Origin of the sequence: Stenotrophomonas sp. SMYL86 (assembly GCF_036320025.1) — a bacterium.
Taxonomy (GTDB): Bacteria; Pseudomonadota; Gammaproteobacteria; order Xanthomonadales; family Xanthomonadaceae; genus Stenotrophomonas; species Stenotrophomonas maltophilia_A.
Genome location: NZ_JAWIRU010000012.1, coordinates 36,726 through 57,022 on the forward strand (window position 1 = coordinate 36,726; position 20,297 = coordinate 57,022).

21 protein-coding genes are annotated in these 20,297 nt (G+C 66.7%); 9 read left to right on the forward strand and 12 right to left on the reverse strand.

Going from position 1 to position 20,297, the window contains the following annotated elements:
* Positions 1–2: 2 nt before the first annotated feature.
* Positions 3–356, reverse strand: a complete 354-nt coding sequence (gene folB / locus V3B64_RS13850; protein ID WP_025878255.1) for a dihydroneopterin aldolase — start codon at positions 354–356, stop codon at positions 3–5.
* 359 nt (positions 357–715) lie between these two features.
* Here folB and V3B64_RS13855 point away from each other — a divergent pair, with 359 nt between their 5' ends.
* Positions 716–1,381, forward strand: a complete 666-nt coding sequence (locus tag V3B64_RS13855; RefSeq protein WP_121504722.1) for a hypothetical protein — start codon at positions 716–718, stop codon at positions 1,379–1,381.
* Between the two features lie 141 nt (positions 1,382–1,522).
* On the opposite strand, the gene tsaD is transcribed toward V3B64_RS13855, so the two are convergent.
* Positions 1,523–2,548: a tRNA (adenosine(37)-N6)-threonylcarbamoyltransferase complex transferase subunit TsaD gene (gene tsaD / locus V3B64_RS13860; protein WP_032129730.1), complete on the reverse strand. Its 1,026-nt coding sequence runs from the start codon at positions 2,546–2,548 to the stop codon at positions 1,523–1,525.
* A gap of 166 nt (positions 2,549–2,714) precedes the next feature.
* On the opposite strand from tsaD, the gene rpsU reads away from it, so the two are divergent.
* The 6 genes from rpsU (at position 2,715) to V3B64_RS13890 (ending at position 7,884) form a co-directional block, all read left to right on the forward strand.
* On the forward strand, positions 2,715–2,930 hold the full coding sequence (gene rpsU / locus V3B64_RS13865) for a 30S ribosomal protein S21 (RefSeq protein WP_002808376.1): 216 nt from the start codon (positions 2,715–2,717) through the stop codon (positions 2,928–2,930).
* Between the two features lie 133 nt (positions 2,931–3,063).
* Positions 3,064–3,507 (forward strand): GatB/YqeY domain-containing protein, encoded by a 444-nt coding sequence (locus V3B64_RS13870; protein WP_004153909.1) that lies wholly within the window; start codon positions 3,064–3,066, stop codon positions 3,505–3,507.
* Between the two features lie 103 nt (positions 3,508–3,610).
* Positions 3,611–4,555, forward strand: coding sequence for a YihY/virulence factor BrkB family protein (locus V3B64_RS13875; RefSeq protein WP_107432945.1), 945 nt, complete (start codon positions 3,611–3,613; stop codon positions 4,553–4,555).
* A 60-nt stretch (positions 4,556–4,615) separates the two neighbouring features.
* Positions 4,616–6,355 carry a DNA primase gene (dnaG, locus tag V3B64_RS13880; protein ID WP_012509841.1) on the forward strand — a complete coding sequence of 580 codons (1,740 nt, stop codon included), beginning with the start codon at positions 4,616–4,618 and terminating at the stop codon, positions 6,353–6,355.
* Positions 6,356–6,383: 28 nt separating this feature from the next.
* Positions 6,384–6,884 (forward strand): protein tyrosine phosphatase family protein, encoded by a 501-nt coding sequence (locus V3B64_RS13885; protein ID WP_121504720.1) that lies wholly within the window; start codon positions 6,384–6,386, stop codon positions 6,882–6,884.
* 28 nt (positions 6,885–6,912) lie between these two features.
* The gene (locus V3B64_RS13890) at positions 6,913–7,884 is read left to right on the forward strand and encodes a bile acid:sodium symporter family protein (protein ID WP_121504719.1); all 972 of its coding nucleotides are present in this window, start codon (positions 6,913–6,915) and stop codon (positions 7,882–7,884) included.
* A gap of 170 nt (positions 7,885–8,054) precedes the next feature.
* Here the strand turns inward: V3B64_RS13890 and cyoE are convergent, their stop codons facing one another.
* From cyoE to V3B64_RS13910, 4 genes are all read right to left on the reverse strand, one after another.
* The gene (cyoE, locus tag V3B64_RS13895) at positions 8,055–8,948 is read right to left on the reverse strand and encodes a heme o synthase (RefSeq protein WP_121504718.1); all 894 of its coding nucleotides are present in this window, start codon (positions 8,946–8,948) and stop codon (positions 8,055–8,057) included.
* A 4-nt stretch (positions 8,949–8,952) separates the two neighbouring features.
* A complete protein-coding gene (locus tag V3B64_RS13900; protein WP_032129725.1) occupies positions 8,953–10,116 on the reverse strand; it encodes a COX15/CtaA family protein in 1,164 nt (387 codons plus the stop codon).
* Positions 10,117–10,126: 10 nt separating this feature from the next.
* Positions 10,127–10,696 carry a hypothetical protein gene (locus V3B64_RS13905; protein ID WP_032129724.1) on the reverse strand — a complete coding sequence of 190 codons (570 nt, stop codon included), beginning with the start codon at positions 10,694–10,696 and terminating at the stop codon, positions 10,127–10,129.
* A 190-nt stretch (positions 10,697–10,886) separates the two neighbouring features.
* On the reverse strand, positions 10,887–11,603 hold the full coding sequence (locus tag V3B64_RS13910) for an SURF1 family protein (protein ID WP_049461907.1): 717 nt from the start codon (positions 11,601–11,603) through the stop codon (positions 10,887–10,889).
* A 57-nt stretch (positions 11,604–11,660) separates the two neighbouring features.
* Here V3B64_RS13910 and V3B64_RS13915 point away from each other — a divergent pair, with 57 nt between their 5' ends.
* Complete coding sequence (locus tag V3B64_RS13915; protein ID WP_005412025.1) at positions 11,661–11,879, forward strand: twin transmembrane helix small protein; 219 nt, start codon at positions 11,661–11,663, stop codon at positions 11,877–11,879.
* 20 nt (positions 11,880–11,899) lie between these two features.
* Here the strand turns inward: V3B64_RS13915 and V3B64_RS13920 are convergent, their stop codons facing one another.
* Genes V3B64_RS13920 through V3B64_RS13945 form a run of 6 tightly spaced genes read right to left on the reverse strand, consistent with a single transcriptional unit; the run spans position 11,900 to position 16,730 of the window.
* Entirely contained in the window at positions 11,900–12,775 is an 876-nt protein-coding gene (locus tag V3B64_RS13920) for a cytochrome c oxidase subunit 3 (protein WP_005412024.1), read from the reverse strand.
* Between the two features lie 14 nt (positions 12,776–12,789).
* Entirely contained in the window at positions 12,790–13,380 is a 591-nt protein-coding gene (locus V3B64_RS13925; protein WP_329914297.1) for a cytochrome c oxidase assembly protein, read from the reverse strand.
* The gene (locus tag V3B64_RS13930; RefSeq protein ID WP_032129721.1) at positions 13,377–13,613 is read right to left on the reverse strand and encodes a hypothetical protein; all 237 of its coding nucleotides are present in this window, start codon (positions 13,611–13,613) and stop codon (positions 13,377–13,379) included. The genes V3B64_RS13925 and V3B64_RS13930 overlap by 4 nt, the downstream gene beginning before the upstream one ends.
* An 8-nt stretch (positions 13,614–13,621) precedes the next feature.
* On the reverse strand, positions 13,622–15,229 hold the full coding sequence (ctaD, locus tag V3B64_RS13935) for a cytochrome c oxidase subunit I (protein WP_004153896.1): 1,608 nt from the start codon (positions 15,227–15,229) through the stop codon (positions 13,622–13,624).
* A gap of 59 nt (positions 15,230–15,288) precedes the next feature.
* On the reverse strand, positions 15,289–16,242 hold the full coding sequence (gene coxB / locus V3B64_RS13940; protein WP_164162233.1) for a cytochrome c oxidase subunit II: 954 nt from the start codon (positions 16,240–16,242) through the stop codon (positions 15,289–15,291).
* Positions 16,243–16,253: 11 nt separating this feature from the next.
* On the reverse strand, positions 16,254–16,730 hold the full coding sequence (locus tag V3B64_RS13945; RefSeq protein ID WP_004153894.1) for a DUF2244 domain-containing protein: 477 nt from the start codon (positions 16,728–16,730) through the stop codon (positions 16,254–16,256).
* Positions 16,731–17,004: 274 nt separating this feature from the next.
* Between V3B64_RS13945 and putA the strand changes: the two genes are divergently transcribed.
* Positions 17,005–20,223: a bifunctional proline dehydrogenase/L-glutamate gamma-semialdehyde dehydrogenase PutA gene (putA, locus tag V3B64_RS13950; RefSeq protein ID WP_329914298.1), complete on the forward strand. Its 3,219-nt coding sequence runs from the start codon at positions 17,005–17,007 to the stop codon at positions 20,221–20,223.
* The last annotated feature ends 74 nt before the right edge of the window (positions 20,224–20,297 follow it).

The following is a 20,297-nucleotide window of genomic DNA, read 5'->3' on the forward strand; positions in this document are numbered from 1 at the left end:
GATCAGTCCCGCGAGCGCTCGATGATCACGCCCACCGCGCGCGCGCCACGCACCGCGCCCGGCTTGCTCAGTTTCAGGCGCAGCCACTTCACGTCGAATTCGTCCAGCACGATCTGTGCGCAGCGCTCGGCCAGGGTTTCCACCAGGCCGAATTCCGACTCGCGCACGAACTGCTCCAGGCGCTTGCTCACCGCCTTGTAGTTCAGGGTATGGGCGATGTCGTCGGAGGCCGCGGGACGACGGTTGTCGAAGCCCATCTCCAGGTCGAACACCAGGTCCTGGCGGATCCGTCGTTCCCAATCGTAGATACCGATCAGGGCGTCGATCGTCAGCCCCTCGATGAAAACCTTGTCCATTGCGCTTACCAGCCCGAGTACAGGGGGCCATGGTAACGGCACGGCGGTGAGCCTGCCCGGAACGGGCGATGGGTGGCCGGCAGGGGCGCGGTTCCAGAAAAAACAAAGGGCCCCGCTAGCAGGGCCCTTTGGTACTACCGTTTGTCCCCGGGGGGAGCTGTTGAACAGCCGCGGGTCCCGGTGGCGCAGGCACGCAGATTAGGTAAAGACGAGATCACCGGTCAAGGCCAATTCCGACAGGGCAGGTCAGGTAGTCGTCCGAGGTCAAACGCAGAGAATCAGCCGCGCAGACAACGACGTTCCCTGATGGTGGCCGCCGCCCACTCTCGCGAACATCGATCCCTCCTTCACCACCGCACATGACGATGGCTCCATACGATGTACTGCGGCGCGCGTTGTCAGCGGAGCGTCTGTCTACTTACGAGAGAATCGCATCGACCTGCAGCCCCGACGTCACGGCCGAATCTCTGTACCTCTGGAACATGCGGATGTGCGGTGCACTGATGATGCCGGTCCATCTGTGCGAAGTGGTCACCCGTAACGCCGCTGCTACCGTGCTCGCCCGGCAGCATGGCCCGCGTTGGCCCTGGAATGATGCCTTCCGACGCAGGCTGCCAACCTCGTCCTGTACTTCCGCACGTGCAGCACTGGAACAGGTTGCTGGCCGCACGACCGATACACCCGAAATCGTCGCCAAGCTGCCGATGGTGTTCTGGCAGCAGCTTTTCACCTGTCGCTTCGACGACACGCTGTGGATACCCGCACTCAATGGAGTTCTGCGGCATGCACCCTCAGCTCATCCCAGCGTCATCAGAAAAGCCATCCACGCTGACATCGGACGCATTCGCCACCTGCGCAACCGCATCGCGCACCACGAACCCATCCTGGAACGCGACATCGGTGCCGACCTGGCGGCGATCGGACGGCTGATCCACGCCCGCTGCCCGCATACGCTGGGCTGGCTGCAGCGCCATGAGCGGGCGACAACGGTGTTGGCGGCGTCGCCGTTGGCAGGGCGTCCGTAATGTGTAGCCGGGCGTGGCCCGGCGCTACGGAGGCCTGCCTGTAGAGTCGAGCTTGCTCGACTGCTCTGTGTCCGTCATTGCGCCCAGTCGAGCAAGCTCGACTCTACAAACGCCGATCGAGCGGTTCGCGCGGCCGGGGGCTCAGACCGCCGGCAGGGTCGCCATGTCCCAGCGGGGGGTGACGTCCACCTTCGGCGGGCTGTGCTGGCCGGCCTGCAGCCGCAGCGCGCCGGCGAAGGCGATCATCGCGCCGTTGTCGGTGCACAACGCCGGCCGCGGGAAGCAGGCACGGCCGCCAAGGCGCTCGGCCATCTGCTGCAGGCGTGCGCGCAGGCGCTTGTTGGCGCCGACGCCGCCAGCCACCACGATCACGTTGGTGCCGGCCGCTTCCAGCGCGCGCTCGCATTTGATCGACAGAGTCTCGACCACGGCGTCTTCGAAGCCCCGAGCGATGTCGGCGCGGGTCTGTTCGCTCTGGTCACTGTCGCGCCAGGCCATCAGGACCTGGGTCTTCAGGCCGGAGAAGCTGAAATCCAACCCCGGGCGGTCGGTCATCGGCCGCGCGAAGCGGTAGACACCCGGCGTGCCCTGCTCGGCCAGCCTGGCCAGCTGCGGGCCGCCCGGATAGGGCAGGCCCATCATCTTGGCGGTCTTGTCGAAGGCCTCGCCGGCCGCATCGTCCAGGGTCTCGCCCAGCAGGCGGTACTGGCCGATCGCATCCACCGCCACCAACTGGGTATGGCCACCGGACACCAGCAGTGCCACGAACGGCGCTTCCGGCGGGTCGTCTTCCATCAGCGGGGCCAGCAGATGGCCTTCCATGTGGTGTACGCCCACCGCCGGCACCTCCAGCGCCCAGGCCAGCGACCGCGCCACGCCAGCGCCGACCAGCAGTGCGCCGACCAGGCCGGGACCGGCCGTATAGGCCACGCCGTCGATATCACCTACACCCAGGCCGGCGTCGGCCAGGGTCTGGCGTACCAGTGGCAGCAACTTGCGGACGTGGTCGCGGCTGGCCAGTTCGGGCACCACACCACCGTATTCGGCGTGCAGGGCGATCTGGCTGTAGACCGCATGGGCGCGCAGGGCCGCGCTGCCGGCCAGGTCGGTGTCATACACCGCCACGCCGGTCTCATCACAGGAAGATTCGATGCCAAGGACTCGCATGCCTGCTATTATGACGCCCCTGCCGCCCCCTCGGGGGACGTGCAGGTCTCACTGCTTTCGAACCTCTGGCCCGTATTCAGGGTTGGCCGCTTGCAGTTTGTCTATTCGCCGCTATAATGTGCGGCTCGCCGGGCGTGACCCGGTTCTACTGTGTCCCGGAGATTCCATGCCCAGCGTCAAAGTCCGCGAGAACGAGCCCTTCGAGTTTGCTCTTCGCCGCTTCAAGCGCACTTGCGAAAAGGCCGGTGTGCTGGCCGAAACCCGCAAGCGCGAGTTCTACGAAAAGCCGACCCAGGAGCGCAAGCGCAAGGCCGCCGCTGCTGTGAAGCGTCAGCTGCGCCGCTCGTCGCGCGACGTTACCAAGCGTCAGCGCCTGTACTGATCGGACGCATCTTCATTGCGATGGGCTTGCCTGTCGCGATGGAGCCGAAGCCGGCACGCGCGAGCGTCGCCGGCTTTTTGCGTTTCCGGGTTCGGGCATCCGCCCCGCCCCACCTACCACCACGAGGTTCCTCATGAGCATGAAGCAGCAGCTCACCGAAGACATGAAGGCCGCCATGAAGGCGGGCGAGAAGCACAAGCTGGGCGTGATCCGCCTGATCAACGCCGCCATCAAGCAGCGCGAAGTGGACGAGCGCATCGAGCTGGATGACACCGCCGTGATCGCCGTGCTCGACAAGATGGTCAAGCAGCGCAAGGACTCGGTCAGCCAGTTCGAAGCCGCCAACCGCGAGGACCTGGCCGAGATCGAGCGCGCCGAGATCGTGGTCATCGAAGCCTACCTGCCGGCCAAGATGGGCGAAGCCGAGATCGTCGCCGCGATCCAGGCCGCCATCGCCGAGACCGGCGCTTCCGGTCCGGCCGACATGGGCAAGCTGATGGGCGCATTGAAGCCCAAGCTCGCTGGCCAGGCCGACATGGGTCTGGTCTCCAAGCTGGTCAAGCAGCAGCTGGCGTAAGCCATTGCCGGGGTCGGATCCCTTTCGCATCGCGGAAGGGCTCTGACCCCATTGATGCACCCGCTTCACCGCACCTTCGACCCCCGGCTGCTACAACATCCCCATGGTCGAGCAATCGCACTCCCCCGCCGACACGCGTCCCCACGGCATTCCCGCACGGCTTCGCCACTACGCTGACCGCCTGCAGGACAGCTTCCCGATGGCCGTCGCCAAGCGCTTCGTCGAAATCGACGTGCTGACCCAGGCCGCCTCGGTCTCCTTCTACGCCCTGCTGTCGATGGCACCGCTGCTGGTGCTGCTGCTGTGGCTGACCGCCTCGCTGTACCCACCAGCACAACAGACGTTGATCAGCCAGATCGGTTCGGTGGCCGGCAGCAGCGTGGCCAGCGTCGCCGACACCGTGCTGCACAACGCCAACAGCCAGCCCAGCGTCGGTTCATTGGCCGGGCTGTGGAGCACGCTGCTGCTGTTCATCGGCGCCACCGCCGTGTTCGCCCAGCTGCAGAACGCGCTGAACCGGATCTTCCACACCAGCGGCCAGCGTCTGGAAGGCATCAAGGCCTGGCTGCGCAAGCGCGTGTTCTCATTCGGCGTGGTGTTGGCACTGGGCTTCCTGCTGATCCTGTCGATGACCGCCACCACCGCACTGCAGGTGGTGTTCGCGCAATTGCCCTCGGTACTGCCGGCAATCGGCTACCTGACCTCGCTGCTGCTGTACACGCTGGCCTTCGCCTTCCTCTACCACTACCTGCCGGACCGCCGCGTGGCCTGGCGCCAGGCCTTCATCGGCGGTGCCATCACCTCGGTGCTGTTCACCCTCGGCCGCTATGGCATCGGCGTCTACATCGCCACCGTGGCCCCGGGCAGTGCCTACGGTTCGATGGGCGCGCTGGTGATCTCGCTGGTCTGGATCTACTACGCCACCGCCGTGTTCTTCGTCGGTGCGTTGATGACCGCGGTGATCGACGAACGCCAGCATGCACGGGCGCAGCTGGCCAGGGCCGGGGTCGAGGCCGAACAGGCCAGTCCCGACGTCGCCAGCGAGTAAACTAGGGGAATCCGCCGCCCCTGCTGCGCGCCCTGGCGGCCGCGCCCCGTTCTGTTGCCCATGGCCCGTATCCCCGACGCTTTCATCGACGACCTGCTCGCCCGCTCCGACATCGTCGAGGTGGTGGGCAGCCGCGTGCCGCTGAAGCGCCAGGGCAAGGAATACGCGGCGCGCTGCCCGTTCCATGATGAGCGCTCGGCCTCGTTCACGGTCTCGCCCACCAAGCAGTTCTATCACTGCTTCGGTTGTGGCGCGCACGGCACCGCGATCAGCTTCCTGATGAACTACGACCGCCTCGAATTCCTCGACGCGGTGGATGAACTGGCCAAGCGCGCAGGCATGGAAGTGCCGCGCAGCGAGAACCCGCGCAGCCCCCAGCAGCAGGACGACAGCCGCGAGCTGTACTCGGCGCTTGAGGCGGCCACGAAGTTTTTCCAGAGCAACCTGCAGGGCAGCGACAAGGCCCGCAGCTACCTGGATGGCCGCGGCGTGGATGAAGAGAACCGCGCGCGCTTCCAGATCGGCTACGCGCCGGATGGCTACAGCGGCCTGCGCGATGCGCTGGGCAAGGACGAGCGGCGGATGAAGCTGCTCGACCGCGCCGGCCTGTTCTCCAAGAACGATCGCGGTCACGTCTACGACAAGTTCCGCGACCGGGTGATGTTCCCGATCTTCGACCGCCGCGGCCGGGTCATCGCCTTCGGTGGCCGCGTGTTCGAAAAGGACGACGGCCCCAAGTACCTCAACTCGCCGGAAACCGCGCTGTTCCACAAGGGCCGCGAGCTGTACGGCCTGTGGCAGGTGCGCCAGGCCAACCAGAAGATCGAGCGGCTGATCGTGGTCGAGGGCTACATGGACGTGGTCTCGCTGTTCCAGTTCGGGGTCACCCAGGCGGTGGCAACGCTGGGTACCGCAACCACGCCGGACCATGCCGAGCTGCTGTTCCGCAACGCACCGGACGTGTTCTTCTGCTTCGATGGCGACGCCGCCGGCCGCCGCGCCGGCTGGAAGGCGCTGGAGTCGGTGCTGCCGCGCATGAAGGATGGCCGCCAGGCCTTCTTCCTGTTCCTGCCCGATGGCGAAGACCCGGACACCATCGTGCGCAAGGAAGGCGCCGAGGCCTTCAACGAACGCCTGAAACAGGCCACACCGCTGTCGCAGTTCTTCTTCGACGAGCTCACCCGCGAAATCAACCTGGGCACGCTCGATGGCAAGGCGCGCCTGGCCGAGCGCGCAAAGCCGATGCTGGCGCAGATTCCCGACGGCGCCTTCGGCGACCTGATGAAGCAGCAGCTGGCGCAGCTGACCGGCCTTGGCGGCAATGCCCAGGCAGCGCGCGCACCGATGCCGCAACGCCAGCCCTCGCGAGCGATCCAGCCGGTGGCCAAGCGCAGTCTGGTGCGCGGCGCGATCGCCGTGCTGCTGCAGCAGCCTTCGCTGGCACTGACGCTGGGCGGCAAGCACCACTTCCAGGGCCTGCGCCTGCCGGGCGTGGAGCTGCTGCTGGAGCTGCTGGACCTGGTCGAGCAACGTCCGGACATCAGCACCGGCGCACTGCTGGAGCACTTCGACGGGCGTGAGGAACAGGCGTCACTGCACACGCTGGCCGCGCAGACGATGCCCGGCGACGACGCGATGTGGACCCAGGAACTGCACGATGCCGTGGCCCAGCTGGAGAAACAGCTGCTGGTGCAACGTCTGGAGGAGTTGTTGGCAAAGCAGCGCCAACAGGGTCTGGACGATACTGACAAATACGAACTGCGCGAGCTGCTGAAGGCGCGGGCCGGACTGCGCCTGTAGCGGGCAGAACGTTTTCACGGAGAGGACCATGCTGCTGCGCCTGACCTGCCTGCTGTTGTTGTCGCTCTGCCTGCCGCTGACGGCCCTGGCCGAAGACGCGTCCCTCAACGAAGTCCGCCCCGGCCTGTATGCCGGCGGCCAGCCCAGCGCCGCACAGCTGCAGGTCTTGGCCGCACAGGGCGTACGCACCGTGATTGACCTGCGCCAGCCCGACGAGGACCGTGGTTTTGACGAAACCCGCCTCGCCGAATCGCTGGGCCTGCGCTACGTGCGCATTCCAGTGGCCGGCGCCGAGGGGCTCGATGCCGCCAACGTACGCGCCGTGCACCAGGCACTGCAGCAGAGCCAGGGGCCGGTGCTGCTACATTGCGCGTCCGGCAACCGCGCCGGCGCCGTGCTCGGCCTGGTCAACGCACGCTACGAACACGCCAGCCCCGAACAGGCCCTGCAGCTCGGCCAGCGTGCCGGCCTGAAGTCGCTGGAAGCCGCCACCCGCCAGCGCCTGGCCACGCCGGTCACCTCGCCCTGAACCCTCCGCACCAAGGACTCTGCCCACCATGACCCGCTGGTGGTCGCGCCTGCGACCGGACAACTTCACCCTCGCCCTGCTGTGCACCGTCGGCCTGGCCTCGCTGCTGCCGATGAAGGGCGCCGCCGCCATCGTCCTCGATGATGTCACCACCCTCGCCATCGCTGCGCTGTTCTTCCTGCATGGCGCGCGCCTGCCGCGCGAGTCGATCATCGGCGGCATGCTGCACTGGCGGCTGCACCTGACCATCCTGGCCTGCACCTTCATCCTGTTCCCGCTGCTGGGGCTGATGTTCAAGCCACTGTCGGGCTGGCTGCTGACCCCGGAGCTGTACCTGGGCGTGCTGTTCCTGTGCACCCTGCCCTCCACCGTGCAGTCGTCCATCGCGTTCACCTCGATGGCACGCGGCAACGTGCCTGCCGCGGTATGCAGCGCGTCGCTGTCGAGCATCCTCGGTGTGTTCCTGACGCCGCTGCTGCTGACCGCACTGGCCGGTACCTCCGGCGGCGTGCACGACCCGCTGCACGCGATCGGCGGCATCATGCTGCAGCTGCTGGTGCCGTTCGTGGCCGGCCACCTGCTGCGGCCGTGGATTGCCGGCTGGGTGGAGAAGCAGCGCGCGCTGCTGCGCTACACCGACCAGGCCACCATCCTGCTGGTGGTGTACTCCGCGTTCGGCGAAGCGGTGACCGAAGGGCTGTGGAGCAAGACACCTCTGCTGTCGCTGCTGGCCGTGGCGGTGGTCGCCGCCGTGCTGCTCGGTATCGCCATGCCATTGATCACCTTCATCGCCCGCCGCCTGCGCTTCAACCGCGAGGACGAGATCGCCATCGTGTTCTGTGGCTCGAAGAAGAGCCTGGCCACCGGTGTGCCGATCGCCAAGGTACTGTTCGCCGGCGGCAGCCTCGGCGCGATCGTGCTGCCGGTGATGATCTACCACCAGATCCAGCTGATCGTCTGCGGCGTGATCGCGCAGCGTTACGCGCGGCGCAAGCCCTGACAGGGCGCGCGGGTCGTTCCGGGTAAACCATCCAGGCATGGCGTGGATCTACTCCAAACCGCGGATGGCGTGAACCTACAGTAGATCCACGCCATGCGTGGATGCGCCCACCATCAGACCGGGTCAGAGCCCCGACGGGGATCCGCCCCCGAGTCGAGCATGGCTCGACTCTACAACCAGGGCAGGATCCAATGGTCCACCAGCAGGAAGGCGAACAGCGCCATCAGGTAGACGATGGAGTAATAGAACATCTTCATCGAGAACAGTTCGTCCGGCGGATTGAGCATGCGCCAGGCGTACCAGAGGAACACCGCATTGAGCACGATCGCGCCGCCCAGGTAGAACGCACCGCTCATGCCCACCAGGTACGGCAGCAGACAGACCAGCGCCAGCACCACCGAATACACCATGATCTGCTTGCGGGTGTGCACCACGCCGTGGGTCACCGGCAGCATGGGAATCTCCGCCTTTGCGTAGTCCTCGCGGCGGAAGATCGCCAGCGCCCAGAAGTGCGGCGGGGTCCAGATGAAGATGATCAGCACCAGCAGCGACGAATACGCCCAGTCCGACGAGCCCTGCATGCCGGTCACCGCGGCCCAGCCCAGCATCGGCGGCATCGCGCCGGCCAGGCCACCGATGACGATGTTCTGCGAGGTCGCACGCTTCAGGTACACGGTGTAGATGACCGCGTAACCGATCAGCGAGGCGAAGGTCAGCACTGCGGTGATCAGGTTCACCCACAGCACCAGGATGACCATCGACAGCACGATCAGCACGCTGGCGAACACCAGCACCTGCCACGGCTTGACCTTGCCCACCACCAGCGGCCGCCACGAGGTACGTGCCATCTGCGCATCGATGTGCGCATCCAGCAGCTGGTTGATCGCGGCCGCGGCCGACGCCGCCAGCCAGATGCCGAGGAAGCCGAGCACGCCCGCGCGCACCTGCTCCCAGCTGGGCACGCCGGGGATGGCCAGGACCATGCCGACCAGGGCAGTGAAAACAATGAGGGCGACGACCTTGGGCTTGGTCAGGTCCCAGTACTGGCGGTAATTGGAAAACATGGAATCAGTCCGGGGCACGCAGGCGGGCCAGCAGGCTGACCAGCACGAACAACAGGGCAACGGCCACGCCGTTGTGGGCCACCGCCACTTCCAGCGGCAGCGCCAGCTTTACATTGAGGATGCCGAGGGTGACCTGCAGCACCAGCAGCGCGATCAGCGCGCTGGCCCAGCCACGCATGCTCGGCAACCGGAACAGGCGCACGCCCAGCCACAGCAGGTAAACGGCCACCACCACCGCGAACAGGCGGTGTGCCATCTGGATGGCGATGCGCGAGGCGCCATCCAGCACGCCGCCTTCGTAATCCACGCCGATGCCACGCCACAGAGTGAAGCCTTCGACGAAGTTATGCTGCGGCCACCACTGGTTGGCGCAGCGCGGGAAGTTGTCCAGCGAGGCGCTGCCACCGCCGCAGGCCAGCGCCGCGTAATTGGCGCTGACCCAGCCCCCCAGCGCGATCTGGGTGACCAGCACCGCTACGCCGATGCGCAGCAGCCACTTCAGCTTCGGCGCCTCGGCCAGGGTGATCGGCATGTGCGTCGCGCGCCAGGCCATCCACACCAGCAGGCCGAACATCAGCATGCCACCGAGCAGATGGCCCATCACTACAATGGGTTTGAGCAGCAGGGTCACCGTCCACATGCCCAGCAAGGCCTGGAAGATCACCACCGCCAGGGTCAGCAATGCAGCGCGCGCCAGGTCGATGTTGCTCCAGCGCAGCGCGGCGATCAGCAGGATCGCCTCACCGATCAACGCCAGCACGCTGGCCGTGCCATGCCAGCCCATCATGTACAGCGGTATGCCGGCGGCCACCAGCACGCAGGCGGTCACCACCGCCGTGCTTCCGAATCGCCGCTTGCGCGTGGCCAACAGGGCCAGGGTCAGGATCTCGATGCCCAGCGCGCCAGCCAGGAAGCGGTGCACCTGCTCACGCCAGGCCTTGTGGGTCTCCAGCGGGCGGATCTCCGCCGCCGGGTGGCCGATGGTCTCTTCCACGTGCTGCGGCCAGGTGGCCTGGCCATAGCAGGTCGGCCAGTCCGGGCAGCTCAGGCCGGCATCGGACAGGCGCACGAACGCGCCGAACATGATCGTGCTCGCGGTCATGATCATGGCGAACCACGCCAGGCGGTGGAAATTGCGGTGCAGCGCCGGACGCGCGGAAAGGCTCATCAAACGGGACTCACTTCAGTTTCAGCAACGTGGCCATGTCCTTGCGCAGGCCACCCAGGTCGGTGCCCGGGGCATGACGCATGATCACGAAGCCGTTCGGATCGATCACGTAGACCGGCAGGCCAGCCGGATCGTCGACGCCGGGCAGGGCCGCGCGCAGTGCTGGCGACGGAGCCAGCGGCCGCAGCGCGGGCAGCGAGGCGATCGACGCCGGTGGCGTTCCCAGCCACAGGATTTCGACATTATCGGCGTTATGGCCGAACAGCTGCCACACCTTGCCCAGTCCCTGCGACAAAGTGACGCACTGCGCGTCGCAGGCACCGGCCGGCGCCACCAGCAGACGCCAGGTACGGGCCTCGGGGTTCCAGGCGTAGGGCTGGCCGCTGGCCAGGGTCGGCGCCTGCTGGCGCAGGTCCACCGGCGGCTTCAGCAGCTGGCCGGCATTGCGGTGCCCGGTCGGTTGCCAGCCGGAGAAGCGCAGCACGGCGGCCAGTGCCATCGCACCGAAGAACACGGCAAACAGCAGCACCAGGGTCCGGCGGCCGGAGCCGCGCGCCTGCGGGGACGTAGCAGTGTTCATGCGGGGCATTTTCTCATGGTTGGGTAAGGGATGCGGGTGTGGTGCCCCGGTAGTGGGGGGGGGGGGGGGGGGGGGGGGGGGGGGGGGCGCCGCGGCGGGGGGGGGGGGGCGCCGCGGGGGCGCCGCCGCGCGGCGCCCCCGCGGCGCCCCCCCCCCCCCCGCGGGGGGCCCCCCCCCCCCCCCCCCCCCACTACCGGGCCACGGCACGTCTCCTGCGCCACTCCAGCACCAGCGCGACCACCAGCACGGTCAGGGCCAGGCCGAACCACTGCACGGCGTAGCCCAGGTGACGCTGCGGCGGCAGCGTGTTCGGCAGCAGGTCCAGATCGCGTTCGTCGCCGAATGGCAGTGCCGGGTCCAGGCGCAGGACGCGGTCGGGCAATACCGGTAGGCCAAGCGCCGCCGCCAGGCCTTCGGCGGGCAAACGGCTGGCCAGCCAACGCCCGGCCTCATCGGTAGCGGAGAACGCCGGGCCCAGTGCCAGTCCCGCCGACGGCGGCGGCGCCAATAACCCACGCACCGCCACCGGCGAAGGCGGCGCCGGCACATCCGGCAGCGTGCGATCCGGCGGCAGCGCGCGCCAGCCGAGGTCGACCAGCAGCACGCTGCCTCCGTCACTGCGGAACGGACGATAGATCTTCACCCCGGCGCGACCATGCCGGGTCTGGTTGTCCAGCAGCACCACGCCGGGCAGGAAGCGGCCGTGGTCGGCCACGCCGTGCAAGGCGCCGGGCGCCGCCAGGGCCTGCGACAACGGAAGCGCTTGCGCCACAGCTGGACCCTGCGCATCCAACATTGCCTGTTTGGCATGCATGCGCTGCAGTTGCCACAGCCCCAATGCGCTGAAACCGGCCATCGCCAGCACCGCCAACAGCCAGCCGATCACGCGCGTGTGCTGGCGCATCATGACAAGTCCGCGCAAACGCGGTCAGATAGGCGCATCCACCCTGCCCTCGAGCCGCGCATGAGTGATTCGCTGAAGACCCTGCTGGTAATCGCGTTTCTGATCGTCATCGTCTGGAATCTGGGCGCCGGCCTGTATTACCTGCTGGTCGACCGCGGCCAGACCAAGCGCACGGTCAACGCACTGACCCGCCGCATCGCGGTGTCGGTGGCGTTGATCCTGCTGGTGATCGTGAGCATCTACATGGGCTGGATAAAACCGCACGGCATCGGCGGCTGAGGCCACCGATACGTGCGCGGTCAAAGCACGTAGACGAACATGAAGAGCATCAGCCACACCACGTCGACGAAGTGCCAGTACCACGCGGCGGCTTCGAAACCGAAATGGTTGTCGCGGGTGAAGTGCCCCTTGGCCGAACGCAGCCACATCACGATCAGCATGATCGTGCCCAGCAGCACGTGCGCACCGTGGAAGCCGGTCAGCATGAAGAACGTTGAACCGTAGATGCCCGAGCCCAGTGTCAGGTTCAGTTCCTTGTAGGCGTGGATGTACTCCTCCGCCTGCAGGGTCAGGAAGCCGAGGCCGAGCACCACGGTCAGGCCCAGCCAGATCAGCAGCTGGCGACGGTTGCCCGCCTTCAGCGCGTGATGGGCGATGGTCAGGGTCACGCCGGAGGTCAACAGGATCAGCGTGTTGATCAGCGGCAGGCCCCAGGCCGGAATGGTCTGGAACGCGCCACCGATCGCCGCCGGGCCATTGGTCGGCCATCCGGCGGAATAGCCCTGCCAGAGCAGCTCGTTGGTCATCACCCCGCGGCCTTCGCCGCTGAGCCACGACAGGCCCAGGTTGCGGGTGTAGAACAGCGCGCCGAAGAACGCACCGAAGAACATCACTTCGGAGAAGATGAACCAGATCATCCCCATCCGGAACGAGCCATCGACCTGATGGTTGTAGTTGCCGGCCTGCGATTCGCGCACCACGTCGCTGAACCACCAGAACAGGGTCAGCACCAGCATCGCGATGCCGATGTAGAACGTCCAGCGTCCCCAGCTGGCATCGTTGAGCCAGCTGGCCACACCGACCATGGTCACCATCATCGCGATGGAACCCACGAACGGCCATTTGCTCTGGGCCGGGACGAAGTACACGTTGGCGTCGGTCGGTGTCTGGGCCATGTCGGTATCCGGGGTCAGGGTGCGGCGTGCGCGCCTTCCGAGGTGGCGGCCGGAGCCAGCCGATCGGACAGCGCGTCGTTGCGGTAGAAGGTGTAGGACAGCGTGATCGTCTTGATCTCCGGTGGCAGGTCCGGATCGACGATGAAGCGCACCGGCATGTCGCGCTTCTCGCCGGCCTGCAGCGTCTGCGCGGTGAAACAGAAGCACTCGGTCTTGCTGAAGAAGCCCGACGCACGCGCCGGCGCCACCGAAGGCACCGCGCTGCCGACCACTGCCTGCTGGCTGTCATTGCGGGCGAAGTACAGCGCTTCGTTGAGTTCGCCGGGCACCACGTCCATGGTCAGCTGCTCGGGATGGAACGACCATGGCAGCCGTGAGTTGACCCCGCCATCGAATTCCACGCGCACGGTGCGCTTGCCGGTCACGGCGCCGGTACTGGCCTCGCTGCCGGGACCGCGCTCCAGGCGCACGCCGAATACCTTTTCGCAGGCGATGCGGTACAGCGGCACCAGCGAGAACGTCAGCAGGAACACCGCCACCGCCATGCCGATCAGGCGCGGCAGCCCCGCACTGCGTGACGGTGTGCTGGCCGGTGCGTCGCTCATCGGCCGATCACCCCGCTGAGGATGAAGCCGACGTAGACCAGCACGGCGATGGCGCCGACCCACATCGCCGTGCGCCTGGCGCGCTGGCGTTGCTGCTCGATGCTTCCACCCTGGTAGAGCCGACCGCTGGTCGGCTGCGCTTCGCTGTTGTAGAGCCGAGCCGTGCTCGGCTGCTTTTCGTCAGTCGAGCATGGCTCGACTCTACCGATCGGGAGCGGGCTTTCGTTATGCATGCCCCACCTCAATGCGTGATGTCGTCATGCGCCAGATCCCCCGGGCGGATGGTCGGCGGCGTGGTGAACGTATGCGCCGGTGCCGGCGACGGCAGCGTCCATTCCAGGCCGCGCGCACCTTCCCACGATCGGGCCTCGGCCTTCTCGCCGTTGCGCAGCGAGGACAGCAGGATCGCGGCCATCATGAACGGGGTGACGAACATGCCGAACGCGCCGATCGAGCTGATCAGGTTCCAGTCGGCGAAGGCCACGCTGTAATCGGGAATGCGGCGCGGCATGCCGGCCAGGCCGAGGAAGTGCTGCGGGAAGAACAGCAGGTTGACGAACACGATCGACCACCAGAAGTGCACCTTGGCCCACTTCTCGCTGTACATCCGCCCGGTCCACTTCGGCCACCAGTAGTACACCGCCGCGATCAGCGCGAACACCGCACCGGTCACCAGCACGTAGTGGAAGTGCGCGACCACGAAGTAGGTGTCGTGGTACTGGAAGTCAGCCGCCACGATGGCCAGCATCAGGCCGGAGAAGCCACCGATGGTGAACAGGATGACGAACGCCACCGACCACAGCATCGGTGCCTCGAACGTCAGCGAGCCACGCCACATGGTGCTGACCCAGTTGAACACCTTCACCCCGGTCGGGATCGAGATCAGCATGGTGGCGAACATGAAGTAGATCTCGCCACCCAGCGGCATGCCCACGGTGAACATGTGGTGGGCCCAGACGATGAACGACAGGAACGCGATCGCGGCGGTGGCGTACACCATCGCCTGGTAGCCGAACAGCGGCTTGCGGCTGAAGGTCGGGATGATCTCGCTGACCACGCCGAAGGCGGGCAGGATCATGATGTAGACCTCGGGGTGCCCGAAGAACCAGAAGATGTGCTGGTACATCACCGGGTCACCGCCACCGGCGGCGTTGAAGAAGCTGGTGCCGAAGAACTTGTCGGTCAGCAGCATGGTCACCGCACCGGCCAGCACCGGCATCACCGCGATCAGCAGGAACGCGGTGATCAGCCAGGCCCAGCAGAAGATCGGCATCTTCAGCAGGTCGATGCCCGGCGCACGCATGTTCAGCACGGTGGCGATGATGTTGATCGCGCCCATGATCGAGCTGATGCCGGCCACGTGGATGGCGAACACGCTGAAGGCGACGTTGTAGCCGCCCTGCAGCGACAGCGGCGGGTACAGCGTCCAGCCGCCGGCCGGCGCACCACCGGGCAGGAACAGGGTCAGCAGCAGCAGGCTGAAGGCCACCGGCAACAGCCAGAACGACCAGTTGTTCATGCGCGGCAGCGCCATGTCCGGCGCGCCGATCTGCAGCGGGATCATCCAGTTGGCGAGGCCGACGAAGGCCGGCATCACGCCGCCAAAGATCATCACCAGCGCATGCACGGTGGTCATCTGGTTGAAGAACTCGGGCTTGACGAACTGCAGGCCCGGCTGCGCCAGCTCGGCGCGGATCACCACGCTCATCGCCGCACCGATGATGAACATGATGAAGCTGAAACCCAGGTACAGCGTGCCGATGTCCTTGTGGTTGGTCGAGAAGAACCAACGCTCGAAGAAACTCTGCTGGTGATGGTGATCGTCGTGCCCAACTGCCGAGTGCGCCATTGCAAAACACCTCTCAGAATCGGTTGTCACCACGGCCGCGAACGGCCGCGGGCTTTACATCACGCTCCGCTGGCCGCGGTGGCAGGCGCGCTGCCGGCTTCAGCAGCGGCAGGCGCTGCAGGTGCCTCTCCCGTCGGTGCAGTCGGTTCGGCAGGTGCCGCCGGCGTTGCCGGCTCGGCGGGCGGCGCCGGCTTGCGCTGCGCCAGCCACTGCTTGAACTCTTCCTTGGACACCGCCTCGACCACGATCGGCATGAAGCCATGGTCCTTGCCGCACAGCTCGGCGCACTGGCCGCGGTAGACGCCGGGCTGCTCGATGCTGGTCCAGGCCTCATTGATGAAACCGGGGATGGCGTCCTGCTTCCAGCCCAGCGCCGGCACCCACCAGGCGTGGATCACGTCGTCGGAGGTGATGACGAAGCGCACCTTGGTATCGACCGGCAGCACCAGGCGGTTGTCGACATCCAGCAGGTAGTGCGGATGGCTCTCGCGGGTCGGCACGATGCCACTTTGCCGCACGCGGTCGGATTCGCGGTCCAGGCGGCTGGTGAAGGTGACGTTCTCGCCGAGATATTCGTACTTCCACATCCACTGGTAGCCGGTGACCTTCACCGTCATCTCGGCATCGCGGGTGTCGTACATCTTGATCAGGTTGGCCGTGGCCGGCCATGCCATCACGATCAGGATGATCACCGGGATCACTGTCCAGATGATCTCGGCCTTGGTGTTGTGGCTGAAGGTGGCGGCGACCGCGCCCTTGGATTTGCGGAACTTGAAGATGGCGTAGGCCATCGCCCCGAACACGATGACGCCGATCACCGTGCAGATGATCAACGAGAGATTGTTCGATTCCCAGGCCAGGCGCGAGGTCTGGGTCACCCCCTTGCCCATGTTCAGCTGCCACGGCTTGGGATCGGCCGCCTGGGCCCAAGCCAACGCCGGCATCAGTCCCCCGGCCACCATGGCGGCGACCGCTGCAACGCACTTCGTGCCCCACCTGCTGCTTTGCTTCATTGCCTAGACCCTTAGCGTCGTCGGTTGCCGCCATCGCTGGCGGCGAGCAAGCTTTCAAGTGTCTCTGCGAGCGTCTGACGTTCGGCCGGCGCGAGGAAACTCCCCACCTCCACCTGCCGGCCGCTGGATGCCAGCCGGACCCTCTCGTCGTCGGTGAGCAGGCGCACCCAGTGGGGGTGGGCCCGGAACACCGGCGATCCACCGGGTACGGGGATGACCTCCACGTACGCCGGCACTACCCGGATCTCCTCCTGCCGTTCACCACTGCGCCACAAGGCACGCAGTGCCGCCGCCAGCACCAGGCTGTACAGCAGCGCGAACAGGGGGGCGAATGCATTGCCGGCCAACCACCCGAGGGCGGACACCAGCCACATCGCACCCGACAACACGGTGAACAACAGGACGAACTGCCGGGCATCGAGCGCCCGTGGGGGACGCAGCCGCAGCTGCGTACCTGACCCATCCGGAGCTGGAAGCACCTCGATCATGTCGCAACCGCGTTCCTGCCGCGGGAAACGTCTCGATGGTAGCCCCGCCCTCTCGCCGGTAGCAAGGGTGCATTCACACTTTTTACCATGCTGCAACACAGCATGAGGTCGGCGGCACGAATGACGAATTCAGCACAAATTCTGCCGAGCTTGCTGAACACGCTGAATCCACCGCAGCTAGGGGCTATCAGCGCTTCACGAAGGTGGCTGATGGGCACTTCCGCAACCCGCAAAAATGATTAAAATCGCCAAGTTTTCCACTGGCCGGACCGGCATGAACGCACCTTCCTCCTCCCCTGCCGCCCACGACGCTCCGCGTCCCGGCGCGCTGCTGTCGCCGGAACTGCCGGCGCCCCCCAACCCGTTCCGCCAGGCCATCACCGATGGCTGGTTGAAGGACGAGGCCAGCCACGTGCGCGAGCTGCTGGCGCAGGCCCGCCTGCCCGCCGAAGAGCAGGCCAAGGTGCAGGCGCTGGCCGCCGACCTGGTCGGCCGCGTGCGCGTGCGTGCCAAGGACCAGGGTGCGATCGAAGCCTTCATGCGCCAGTACGACCTGGGCAGCGAGGAAGGCGTGCTGCTGATGTGCGTGGCCGAGGCGCTGCTGCGCATTCCGGACCAGGACACCGCCGACAAGCTGATCCGCGACAAGCTGGCCGATGCCGACTGGGAAAAGCACCTGGGCGGCAGCGACTCCGTGCTGGTCAACGCCTCCACCTGGGGCCTGATGCTGACCGGCAAGCTGGTGCAGATGAACGACGCCACCCGTGCCGATGCGCCCAGCGCGTTCAAGCGCCTGGTCGGCCGCGTCGGTGAGCCGGTGGTGCGCCTGGCCGTGCGCCAGGCGATGAAGATCATGGGCCACCAGTTCGTCATGGGCCGCACCATCAGCGAAGCGCTGTCGCGCTCGCACAAGGGCGACAACGCGAACTACCGCTACTCGTTCGACATGCTGGGCGAAGGCGCGCTGACCATGAAGGACGCGCTGCGCTACCTGGAAGACTACCGTCGTGCGATCCACGCCATCGGCGGCGACCACAAGGCACGCGGCGGCCGTCCGGACGGCGACGTCAACAACGCGCCGGGCATCTCGATCAAGCTGTCGGCGCTGTACCCGCGCTACGAGCACGCCAAGCGCGAGCGCGTGCTGAAGGACCTGGTGCCGGGCGTGCTGGAACTGGCACAACTGGCCAAGAGCTACGGCATCGGCTGCACCGTCGACGCCGAAGAGTCCGACCGCCTGGAACTGTCGCTGGACATCATCGAGCAGGTCTTCTCCGACGCCTCGCTGGCCGGCTGGGACGGCTTCGGCGTGGTCGTGCAGGCCTACCAGAAGCGCACGCCGTACACGATCGACCACCTGGCCGACATGGCACGCCGCGCCGGTCGCCGCCTGCAGGTGCGCCTGGTCAAGGGCGCCTACTGGGACGCCGAGATCAAGCGCGCGCAGATCGAAGGCTACCCGGGCTACCCGGTGTTCACCCGCAAGCAGAACACTGATGTCTCCTACCTGGCCTGCGCCAAGCGCCTGTTCACGCATGCCGACGCGATCTACCCGATGTTCGCCACGCACAACGCGCACACCATCGCGGCCGTGCGCAGCATCGCCAATGGCGGCGTGTACGAGCACCAGAAGCTGCACGGCATGGGCGACGACCTGTACGCCGAAGTGGTGCCGGCCGACCGCTTGAACCTGCCCTGCCGCGTGTATGCGCCGGTCGGTTCGCATGAAGACCTGCTGCCGTACCTGGTGCGCCGCCTGCTGGAAAACGGCGCCAACTCCAGCTTCGTCAACCGCATCACCGACGAGCGCGTGCCGATCGCCGACCTGATCCGCGATCCGGTCGAGATGGTCGCTTCGTTCGAATCGATTCCGCACCCCAAGATCCCGCTGCCGGTTGACCTGCTGCGCAGCCAGAACCACGACAGGAAGAACTCCATGGGCGCCAACCTCGCCAACGACAACGAACTGCGCGCCCTCGCCGAGCAGATCAACGCTGCAGTGAAGCCGTGGCAGGCCGCCCCGCTGGTGCCGGGTGCCAACCCGGCCGGCGCCGCGCTGCCGGTGACCAATCCGGCCGACACCCGCGAAGTGGTCGGCCAGTGGCAGGCCGCCGATGCCGCCACCGTGCAGAAGGCCCTGGCCAATGCCGTGGCCGCGCAGCCGGCCTGGAACCGCACCCCGGCCGCCAGCCGCGCCGCCATCCTCGAGCACGCCGCCGACCAGCTGGAAGCGCGCATGCCGGAGTTCATGGCGCTGTGCGTGAAGGAAGCCGGCAAGAGCCTGCCCGACAGCATCGCCGAAGTGCGCGAAGCGGTGGATTTCCTGCGCTACTACGCCAAGCAGGCACGCGAGCAGTTCAGCCACGCCGAGAAGCTGCCGAGCCCGACCGGTGAATCCAACGAGCTGCAGCTGCATGGCCGCGGCGTGTTCGTCTGCATCAGCCCGTGGAACTTCCCGCTGGCGATCTTCCTCGGCCAGGTGGCCGCTGCACTCGCCGCCGGCAACAGCGTCATCGCCAAGCCGGCCGAGCAGACCAACCTGATCGGCTACTACGCGGTGAAGCTGCTGCACGACGCCGGCGTGCCGGCCGAGGTCGTGCAGTTCCTGCCGGGCGACGGTGCCACCGTCGGTGCCGCGCTGACCGCCGACCCGCGCGTGGCCGGCGTGGCCTTCACCGGTTCCACCGACACCGCCCGTGCGATCAACCGCGCGATGGCCGCGCGTGATGCCGCCATCGGCGTGCTGATTGCCGAGACCGGTGGCCAGAACGCCTTCATTGCCGACTCCTCGGCACTGCCGGAACAGCTGGTCAAGGACGCGATCGGTTCGGCCTTCACCTCCGCCGGCCAGCGTTGCTCGGCCGCGCGCGTGCTGTTCGTGCAGGACGACATCGCCGACAAGGTGATGACCATGCTGGCCGGCGCGATGAAGGAACTGAAGGTCGGCAACCCCGGCCTGCTGTCCACCGACGTCGGCCCGGTGATCGACGCCGACGCGCTGAAGATCCTGCAGGACCACGCCGAACGCATGGACCGCGAAGCGCGCCTGATTGCTGCCGCCGAGCTGTCTGCCGAAGCGGCCAATGGCACCTTCTTCGCGCCACGTGCGTACGAACTGAAGGACCTGGGCCAGCTGCAGAAGGAAGTGTTCGGTCCGGTCCTGCACGTGATCCGCTGGAAGGGCGACCAGCTCGACGCGGTGATCGACCAGATCAACGCCACCGGCTACGGCCTGACCCTGGGCGTGCATTCGCGCATCGACGAGACCGTCGACCGCATCAGCAACGGCGTCCACGTCGGCAACGTCTACGTCAACCGCAACCAGATCGGTGCGGTGGTCGGCGTGCAGCCGTTCGGCGGCCAGGGCCTGTCCGGCACCGGCCCGAAGGCTGGCGGCCCGCACTACCTGCTGCGCTTCGCCACTGAAAAGACGGTAACGGTGAACACCACCGCTGCCGGTGGCAACGCCTCGCTGCTGACCCTGGGCGACTGATCGCCCGATAGTTGCAGTGAACGAAAAACCCCGCGAAAGCGGGGTTTTTTGTGCTTTTTTCCTGTGGCGCCGAG

What these genes read in the sequence shown, in the direction of transcription:
- V3B64_RS13945 (WP_004153894.1), bottom strand. Translation starts at nt 16,730, where the DNA reads ATGATCGAGGTGCTTCCAGCTCCGGATGGGTCAGGTACGCAGCTGCGG.
- dnaG (WP_012509841.1), top strand. Translation starts at nt 4,616, where the DNA reads ATGGCCCGTATCCCCGACGCTTTCATCGACGACCTGCTCGCCCGCTCC.
- putA (WP_329914298.1), top strand. Translation starts at nt 17,005, where the DNA reads ATGAACGCACCTTCCTCCTCCCCTGCCGCCCACGACGCTCCGCGTCCC.
- V3B64_RS13915 (WP_005412025.1), top strand. Translation starts at nt 11,661, where the DNA reads ATGAGTGATTCGCTGAAGACCCTGCTGGTAATCGCGTTTCTGATCGTC.
- V3B64_RS13920 (WP_005412024.1), bottom strand. Translation starts at nt 12,775, where the DNA reads ATGGCCCAGACACCGACCGACGCCAACGTGTACTTCGTCCCGGCCCAG.
- V3B64_RS13925 (WP_329914297.1), bottom strand. Translation starts at nt 13,380, where the DNA reads ATGAGCGACGCACCGGCCAGCACACCGTCACGCAGTGCGGGGCTGCCG.
- rpsU (WP_002808376.1), top strand. Translation starts at nt 2,715, where the DNA reads ATGCCCAGCGTCAAAGTCCGCGAGAACGAGCCCTTCGAGTTTGCTCTT.
- V3B64_RS13890 (WP_121504719.1), top strand. Translation starts at nt 6,913, where the DNA reads ATGACCCGCTGGTGGTCGCGCCTGCGACCGGACAACTTCACCCTCGCC.
- V3B64_RS13930 (WP_032129721.1), bottom strand. Translation starts at nt 13,613, where the DNA reads ATGCATAACGAAAGCCCGCTCCCGATCGGTAGAGTCGAGCCATGCTCG.
- V3B64_RS13905 (WP_032129724.1), bottom strand. Translation starts at nt 10,696, where the DNA reads ATGAACACTGCTACGTCCCCGCAGGCGCGCGGCTCCGGCCGCCGGACC.
- V3B64_RS13875 (WP_107432945.1), top strand. Translation starts at nt 3,611, where the DNA reads ATGGTCGAGCAATCGCACTCCCCCGCCGACACGCGTCCCCACGGCATT.
- tsaD (WP_032129730.1), bottom strand. Translation starts at nt 2,548, where the DNA reads ATGCGAGTCCTTGGCATCGAATCTTCCTGTGATGAGACCGGCGTGGCG.
- cyoE (WP_121504718.1), bottom strand. Translation starts at nt 8,948, where the DNA reads ATGTTTTCCAATTACCGCCAGTACTGGGACCTGACCAAGCCCAAGGTC.
- V3B64_RS13910 (WP_049461907.1), bottom strand. Translation starts at nt 11,603, where the DNA reads ATGATGCGCCAGCACACGCGCGTGATCGGCTGGCTGTTGGCGGTGCTG.
- coxB (WP_164162233.1), bottom strand. Translation starts at nt 16,242, where the DNA reads ATGAAGCAAAGCAGCAGGTGGGGCACGAAGTGCGTTGCAGCGGTCGCC.
- V3B64_RS13870 (WP_004153909.1), top strand. Translation starts at nt 3,064, where the DNA reads ATGAGCATGAAGCAGCAGCTCACCGAAGACATGAAGGCCGCCATGAAG.
- folB (WP_025878255.1), bottom strand. Translation starts at nt 356, where the DNA reads ATGGACAAGGTTTTCATCGAGGGGCTGACGATCGACGCCCTGATCGGT.
- V3B64_RS13900 (WP_032129725.1), bottom strand. Translation starts at nt 10,116, where the DNA reads ATGAGCCTTTCCGCGCGTCCGGCGCTGCACCGCAATTTCCACCGCCTG.
- V3B64_RS13885 (WP_121504720.1), top strand. Translation starts at nt 6,384, where the DNA reads ATGCTGCTGCGCCTGACCTGCCTGCTGTTGTTGTCGCTCTGCCTGCCG.
- ctaD (WP_004153896.1), bottom strand. Translation starts at nt 15,229, where the DNA reads ATGGCGCACTCGGCAGTTGGGCACGACGATCACCATCACCAGCAGAGT.
- V3B64_RS13855 (WP_121504722.1), top strand. Translation starts at nt 716, where the DNA reads ATGACGATGGCTCCATACGATGTACTGCGGCGCGCGTTGTCAGCGGAG.